The following is a 6,594-nucleotide window of genomic DNA, read 5'->3' as shown; positions in this document are numbered from 1 at the left end:
AAAAACTAGTATATCATTTAATTTCGTCGAAGTCAACAGATTTTTTCATTTCTTTAAGTTGTTGTTTTAGCGACATTCACTAATGTAACATCGTTAATCACAGAAGTCAACTTCTTTTTAAAAGTTTTTTCTTCCTTAAGTTTTTCCATTAAAGTCAATAGTTTTACCTTACTCTATCAAAATATATAACGTAGAAGTGATGGAGATTCATAGTACCATCTAACTAAATCAAAATCAACAAATAATTTGAAGTGAATTTTTTTATCTCTAAACTAACTTATAAATAGTGTATTTAATTCAAAACTAGCAAAACCAAAGTATTCTCTATGTCACTAGTGACATAGAGAATACTTTGGTTTTGCTAGTTCATGTGATAGACTATCTTAGCCGGAGGAAGCCCTTGTTTAAGCGAGGGACAAACAAGTAGATGTAGTCTGACAGCATTCACTCATCACATGGGCTCTGGAGCCTCCAAGCAGAAGCGACTGCTGTAGGTTGCGTCGAAGAAGACTCGCAAGGCCTCTACACTGAGTATTTCTTTGATTGTCTTCCTAGTTAAATTCATTTATTTTTATATTGGATTTGTTCTATAAAGCGAGGGATGTAACTAAAGTAATTTAGGTGAAATTACTTATAAACCCAACTCGTTTCTAAGTCTAACTTCAAAGTTTTTATCTATGTGATCTTTAATAAAACGATTACGTTCTTCATGATTCTCTTCTTTTCTAAACAAGCCTACTTTCTTTAGCCTCTCTTCTTCAGGTTTTGTGGACCACATAATTAGAGCTTCTTTTTCCAGTTGATACTCTACTCGTCTTCTTGCAATCATTTCCTTAAATCTCTCTTCCCTTTCTTCCTCTTTAGATCTGGGATTCGGAAGCTTACTTAATATTTCCTCATATTGACTTTTCATTTCACCCAATTGGGAGGCAGCAACCTCTTCAAATGCGCCCTTCAATTCCTTAAGGTGCTTGGAGTTTAGAAAATCTATATCCTTAATATGTGCTACATTTGTAGTCTCCTCATCCTCAACTGGAAATGATCTTAATTCAAATTCACTTTTTATCTCATTAAAAATTGCACTTAGCGACCATTTCTGGTTCCTTTTCTTTTTAATAAAAACTGCAATTTGCAGATCCAACTCATCATATACTTTCTCGTCAGTCTCTGCTGTTCTGGAAATATAATGAATTTCTTCCTCTTCTAACTTTTTAAACCAGCCTGTAACCGTGTTAATATGTAACTTTTCTTCTTGTAATGTTTGTTTAATCTCTTCAACAAAATTACTTATTTTCCAATACAAAATGGCTCACCTTCTTATATAACACATGTAGACTATAAATTATTGAATACATAAAGAATACATTCTCTATGAAGAACACAATTTCCTTTAAAAGGTACTCCTTTAATAAAGGGAAACATTCATTCAAATTATGACAACTTAAATAGATTAATATAATGGAAAATTTACATTTGAGTGGCCACCTAAAATGGTTCCACACATTTTAGAGTTAAAGAAATAGTACGTTTCAGTCGATTTAACTATCACAGCAAAATTCAAAAGTGGTTTTAGTCGGATACTGTATGACTATTTAAAAGCTTACTATGGCTATTGGCACAAACCAATCACAAAGGAAGGTCTTATGAAGTTGTTTCGTGTGGAAAAGGAAAAAACCTATCAACAGAACACAGGAGATGTCGCAATCAGCGAAATTAACGAATATACGGAACTAGAGGTTCATTACAAAGAAGAAAAAAGAGGGCGTGCAATTGTTGACTTTGATTTAATTTGGTCCAATGGTAAACCAATGAAGAGCCTACTAAAAAGCTAATAAAGGAAATAGCAGCTATTTTGGATGTGATCTTTGAAGATGTATTCAAATTCGTCAATTTAAAAGATGACACTAATCGTCAGCAGACCATTGATATGGTAAGAAAGATGGAAGAAATGAAGGGCCAAATAGAGGAGGATGCGGAAACAAAATTACCATTTTATGATTGGCTAGGGTCTTAATAAAAACAATATAGAAGGCTTTTAGGATTGCGTCTGGTAATCTATTTAAAGTATTACAAAGGTTATTTGCCATGCTATTTTATTTTGTCACTATTTGTATAGAGGATAATCATTGATAAATGGTTACTGAGTAATGAAGGCCAATGAAAAACCAATGAGAAAAAATCATAATAAAAAACACAGCCGAAATTTTAGCTGCGTTTTTTATTATGATTTTTTCTCATTCAAATATTTTTCCAAAGCTTCTTCAACTAATATATAAATATTTTTCTCTTGCATTATTGCCTGCATTTTCAATTCTTTATGTAAATCTGTCCGTAAATCAAAGGATACGCGTTTTCTCTCCACTTTCTTTTCTTCCTTTCTTGTCTTGTTTATTTCTTCTTTTGAATCAACGTTTTTTCTTTCTTCAATTATTTCAGTTAATACTTGTGACGGTGTAATAACTTTTTGTTGGCGTTTCATATTCTTAATGTCGTTCACCTTTGACACGTTCCATCAACTCCTTATAAAAACTTCTGTAAGGCTCCAATGCTTGTTTTAATTCGGGGTTCTCTTCAAACCCGTATAATGATAATCTTCCAACAGCTGCTTTTCTTGTAATAATCGTTTTAAACACATCATCTGGGTAATCTTCTGCAACCATCTCATTAAAGGCTTTTGTATCATTACGTCTAACATCATTTAAATTTCGAAGTATTCCAATGACTTTTGTGTCACGTCGACCAAATTCATTTGCACTGATGACAGAGTCCATAAAATTATGAATAGCAGAGTAACACCAGTTGGAACTTTCAAACAACACTACGACATATTCGCTTGCACATAATGAAGTCATTGTTTGTTCACTTAATGCAGGTGGAGTATCAATAATAATAAAATCATATTCATCTCGAATTTGATCCAGGATATTGTCTAGAATCAAACTAGGGTTGCCACTATATGATACCATTTCCCCTTTATATGTTTTCTTTGTATAAAGCCATCGAGGAAATGTAGCTAAGAAGTTGTTGGCTGGCAGTAAATCAAGATTCTCACTAATTGGAATGATATATTCTTTAGCATCATTTTGTTGCAGTGCTTCTAATATTGATTTCTCTACAAATTCATTAGACGGTTTTCTGGATAAAAGTTCAGTTAAATTTCCTTGTGAATCCATATCTATAGATAATACGCGATATCCATCTTCTTTTAATAAATAAGATAGGATACCTGTTGTTGTTGATTTTCCGCAACCGCCTTTTTGAATTCCCATAGTTATAGTAATAGCCAAATCACACACCTTCCTTTCTTCTAACATTGTTTTCTTCTTTCCTTTATAACTGTTATTCTATATTAATCAAAACAAATCCTTCTTAATTAAGTGGGATTTTTGCTATTAATAAAATCATAAATTTCGGTAAAACTTATGATTTGTTAAGTACTTTTATGTTCATTGGTGTTTTGGACTTCTAAACCAAGTACATCTCATTCATTACGTAAAACACTCGGATTACGCAAGAGTAAATGGATGATAGTATTAAAATTAGATTTGTAAAGTTTTTCTGTTTAACTCTCGGAATTTCCTCGAAGAAATTCGAAATGCTTTAAATTCAATTTAAAATATAAATAATTAAACACACAGCTTTGTTTTGTTGTTTTACATATATATGTTTTAATTGTTTTAATTGTTTTAATTGTTTTCGGAGGCTTTGAACCCTTGGTACATAAGGGTTTATAGCTTATTAATATAACAAAAATGGTGCTAACAATAACAAAAATGGTGCTAACAATAACAAAAATGGTGCTAACAATAACAAAAATGGTGCTAATAATATAACAAAAATGGTGCTAACAATAACAAAAATGGTGCTGATATAACAAAAATGGTGCTAACTATAACAAAAAAACTCTTTTGTTATAGTTAGGAATTTGTCATAATATAGATAAGAGAGAAGAAGGGGTGATACCTTTTTGTGTTGCCAACAGAGTTAATTGAAGTCAATAGGAATAATTTTGTAACAAAATCTAATAGATTAATCGAAGCCAATTATAAGCTCGGCGTAGTAGAGCAAAAAATCATCCTTTGTTTAGCTAGCAATATTCAACCGACAGATTCTGATTTTAAAACCTATACTTTACCAATCAAAGAATTTACGAATCTACTAGGGTTAAGAGGAACACCTAAATATACGGAATTAAGAAAAATCACTAAAGAGTTAATGCAAAAAGTATTTGAAATTCGTATTAATAAAAAAGTAATCCAGGTTGCTTGGCTAAGTTATGTAGCTTATAACGAGTCAGAAGGAACCATTGATATCCGATTTGACCCTTTTTTACGTCCATATCTGCTAGAACTCAAAAGAGAGTTCACAAGCTATAAGCTTGAAAATGTAGTGAAATTGAAAAGTTCTTATGCTATTCGTATTTATGAATTGCTAAAACAGTATGAAAAAATTCAAGAACGTACTTTTTTGTTAAGTGATTTACGGGAATTACTTGGAGCAGAGAACATATACCCTGCGTACGGGAATTTTAAGCAACGTGTTTTACTACCGGCACAAAAAGAACTAAAGAATAAAACAGATATCTCTTTTAAATTAGAAGAAATCAAGAACGGACGAAGGGTTGCAAAAGTAAAGTTCATTATTCAATCTGTTAAACAAAATAAAGCTGAGAAATTAAGTTTATTTGAAGAGAATTTAGAGGAATTCAAATCTGCAAACTCCTTGATAAATCAAGTGAAAAAACTAGGTTTAAGAATGGGTGTTCAGTTAACCAATGAGGTCATTCACTCTTGGGAAAAGTATGGAATAGATAATGTTTTATTACTGATGGGGGAAATTCAGGATCGAGAGGACATTGATAATCCGATTGGGTACATAACGACTGTCCTAAAGACTTTAAAAGCCCATAAAGAATCTCATCCAGAAGATGTACAGAATCAAATGATATTACCTTATTTGGTGTCTTATTTCAGCAAATCAAAAGAACCTATGTCTGATTGGTTTATTGCAGAAAGAGCAATTGAAAAACTGCAGGTACACTATTCCATGGAATTAGATGAAGCTACAGCAAAGTTCGAAGAAATAAAAGAAGAATTATTTAAAGCATTAGGTGTAGCAGGCTATACAATAAGTAAATCTAAAGAAGAAAGAATACAACAACAACAGGAGATTGAAGAACTTCTAAAACAACTGCAACTATCTAAATGATATAAATACAGCAAAAATGGTACGTATTAAAAGACATGGGAACTTAATTAACTTATATTATAAGAATGTTCCTATGTTTTTTATTTATAAAAAATTGTCATAAATTTATAATAATTTTCACATTCGCGGAAGGTGACTTCCTTAAATGTTTGTGTTATTATAAAGGCAATCTACTTGACAGGGGGATTTCTAAATTGAAAAAAAAATCTTCTGAAGCTATTCCGCTGATACAAAACTTTTGTGATTGGTTACAAGAACAAAAAAAATCCCCTAATACGATTAAAACGTATAAGCGTGAATTAGAAAAGTATCAAGAGTGGCTTCAAGAGAGAGACGCAGATATTCATCATTTAACGAAAATGGATATACAGTCTTACATTTATTATTTAGAAGCGCAACAAAAAAGTGTAACGACCATTGATAAGACGGCTGGTGTAATCCGTACTTTTGCTAAATATCGTGGAAAGCCGGAGTTAACTTTTGGTTTGGAGCTAAAGCCTGTAGAAAAAAATAATGATATTGAGACATTATCTGTCACAGAATATAGTCAGTTATTAAGAAAGGTTAAGGAAGATGGCAATTTACGCAATGTAACGATTGTCTATATTCTTCTTCATACAGGAATTCGTGTATCGGAACTATGTAATTTAGATCAATCACATATTGATTTAGAGAAGCATGAATTAATCGTACAAAAAATTGATGAACAACGTGTTATCCCTCTTTCAAACGAGGCAAGAGAATATTTAGGGATGTACCTTGATTCACATGCGCATGCGGCAGTATTTGTTTCTGGTACAGGTGAACGTCTTTCAGAAAGAGCCGTACAATACATGCTAAAAAAATATGACGTAACTCCACAAATACTTCGTCATACTTTTTGTCAAAGACTGATTGATAACAAAATTGATGTCGAAACAGTGTCTCGATTAGCTGGCCATAAAGATATTAATGTGACAAAAAAATACGTAAAGGCACAAATGAATAAAAGAAAAGTAGAAGCTGCGATTAATGATGCTTTTACGAACAAAATAAGCTAAAGATTGATTTACTGTTAGTTTTCTTCTATACTCCTTTCAATTAGATAGGAGTATTTTATTCGAAAAAGAATTGATTTCTATTAATAAAGCTGATAATATAAATATCCGTTGCTATTTATTGTTGTTAATAGAATGCAATTTTTTCTCTATTTAATAGAAATTAAAAATCGGAGAAGAAAAAACTTTTAAAAAGAAGTTGACTTCTGTGATTAACGATGTTACATTAGTGAATGTCGCTAAAACAACAACTTAAAGCAATGAAAAAAGTTGTTGACTTCGACGAAATTAAATGATATACTAGTTTTTGTCGCTAACGAAGTGATAAAAAATTGTTCTTTGAAAACTA

At 31.5% G+C, this 6,594-nt stretch carries 7 protein-coding genes; 4 read left to right on the top strand and 3 right to left on the bottom strand.

Translation table 11 applies throughout. The annotated features are described in order from the left end of the window. Window positions 1-631: 631 nt before the first annotated feature. Window positions 632-1,303 carry a MerR family transcriptional regulator gene (locus F4V44_RS17870; RefSeq protein WP_150441386.1) on the bottom strand — a complete coding sequence of 224 codons (672 nt, stop codon included), beginning with the start codon at window positions 1,301-1,303 and terminating at the stop codon, window positions 632-634. Window positions 1,304-1,643: 340 nt separating this feature from the next. Between F4V44_RS17870 and F4V44_RS28420 the strand changes: the two genes are divergently transcribed. Continuing rightward, the gene (locus tag F4V44_RS28420) at window positions 1,644-1,832 is read left to right on the top strand and encodes a RepB family plasmid replication initiator protein (RefSeq protein WP_150441385.1); all 189 of its coding nucleotides are present in this window, start codon (window positions 1,644-1,646) and stop codon (window positions 1,830-1,832) included. Between the two features lie 20 nt (window positions 1,833-1,852). Further along, a complete protein-coding gene (locus tag F4V44_RS27485; protein ID WP_191090750.1) occupies window positions 1,853-2,014 on the top strand; it encodes a hypothetical protein in 162 nt (53 codons plus the stop codon). Between the two features lie 207 nt (window positions 2,015-2,221). On the opposite strand, the gene F4V44_RS17860 is transcribed toward F4V44_RS27485, so the two are convergent. After that, window positions 2,222-2,506, bottom strand: coding sequence for a hypothetical protein (locus tag F4V44_RS17860; protein ID WP_150441384.1), 285 nt, complete (start codon window positions 2,504-2,506; stop codon window positions 2,222-2,224). Continuing rightward, window positions 2,484-3,287 carry a ParA family protein gene (locus F4V44_RS17855; RefSeq protein WP_150441387.1) on the bottom strand — a complete coding sequence of 268 codons (804 nt, stop codon included), beginning with the start codon at window positions 3,285-3,287 and terminating at the stop codon, window positions 2,484-2,486. The genes F4V44_RS17860 and F4V44_RS17855 overlap by 23 nt, the downstream gene beginning before the upstream one ends. A gap of 682 nt (window positions 3,288-3,969) precedes the next feature. Here F4V44_RS17855 and F4V44_RS17850 point away from each other — a divergent pair. Next, the gene (locus F4V44_RS17850; protein WP_150441383.1) at window positions 3,970-5,208 is read left to right on the top strand and encodes a replication initiation protein; all 1,239 of its coding nucleotides are present in this window, start codon (window positions 3,970-3,972) and stop codon (window positions 5,206-5,208) included. Between the two features lie 194 nt (window positions 5,209-5,402). Continuing rightward, window positions 5,403-6,248, top strand: coding sequence for a tyrosine-type recombinase/integrase (locus tag F4V44_RS17845; protein ID WP_191090749.1), 846 nt, complete (start codon window positions 5,403-5,405; stop codon window positions 6,246-6,248). Window positions 6,249-6,594 lie beyond the last annotated feature (346 nt).

Source organism: Niallia endozanthoxylica, assembly GCF_008710145.1.
Classification (GTDB): domain Bacteria; phylum Bacillota; class Bacilli; order Bacillales; family Cytobacillaceae; genus Bacillus_BD; species Bacillus_BD endozanthoxylica.
This window is presented reverse-complemented; position numbering and strand designations above follow the sequence as displayed.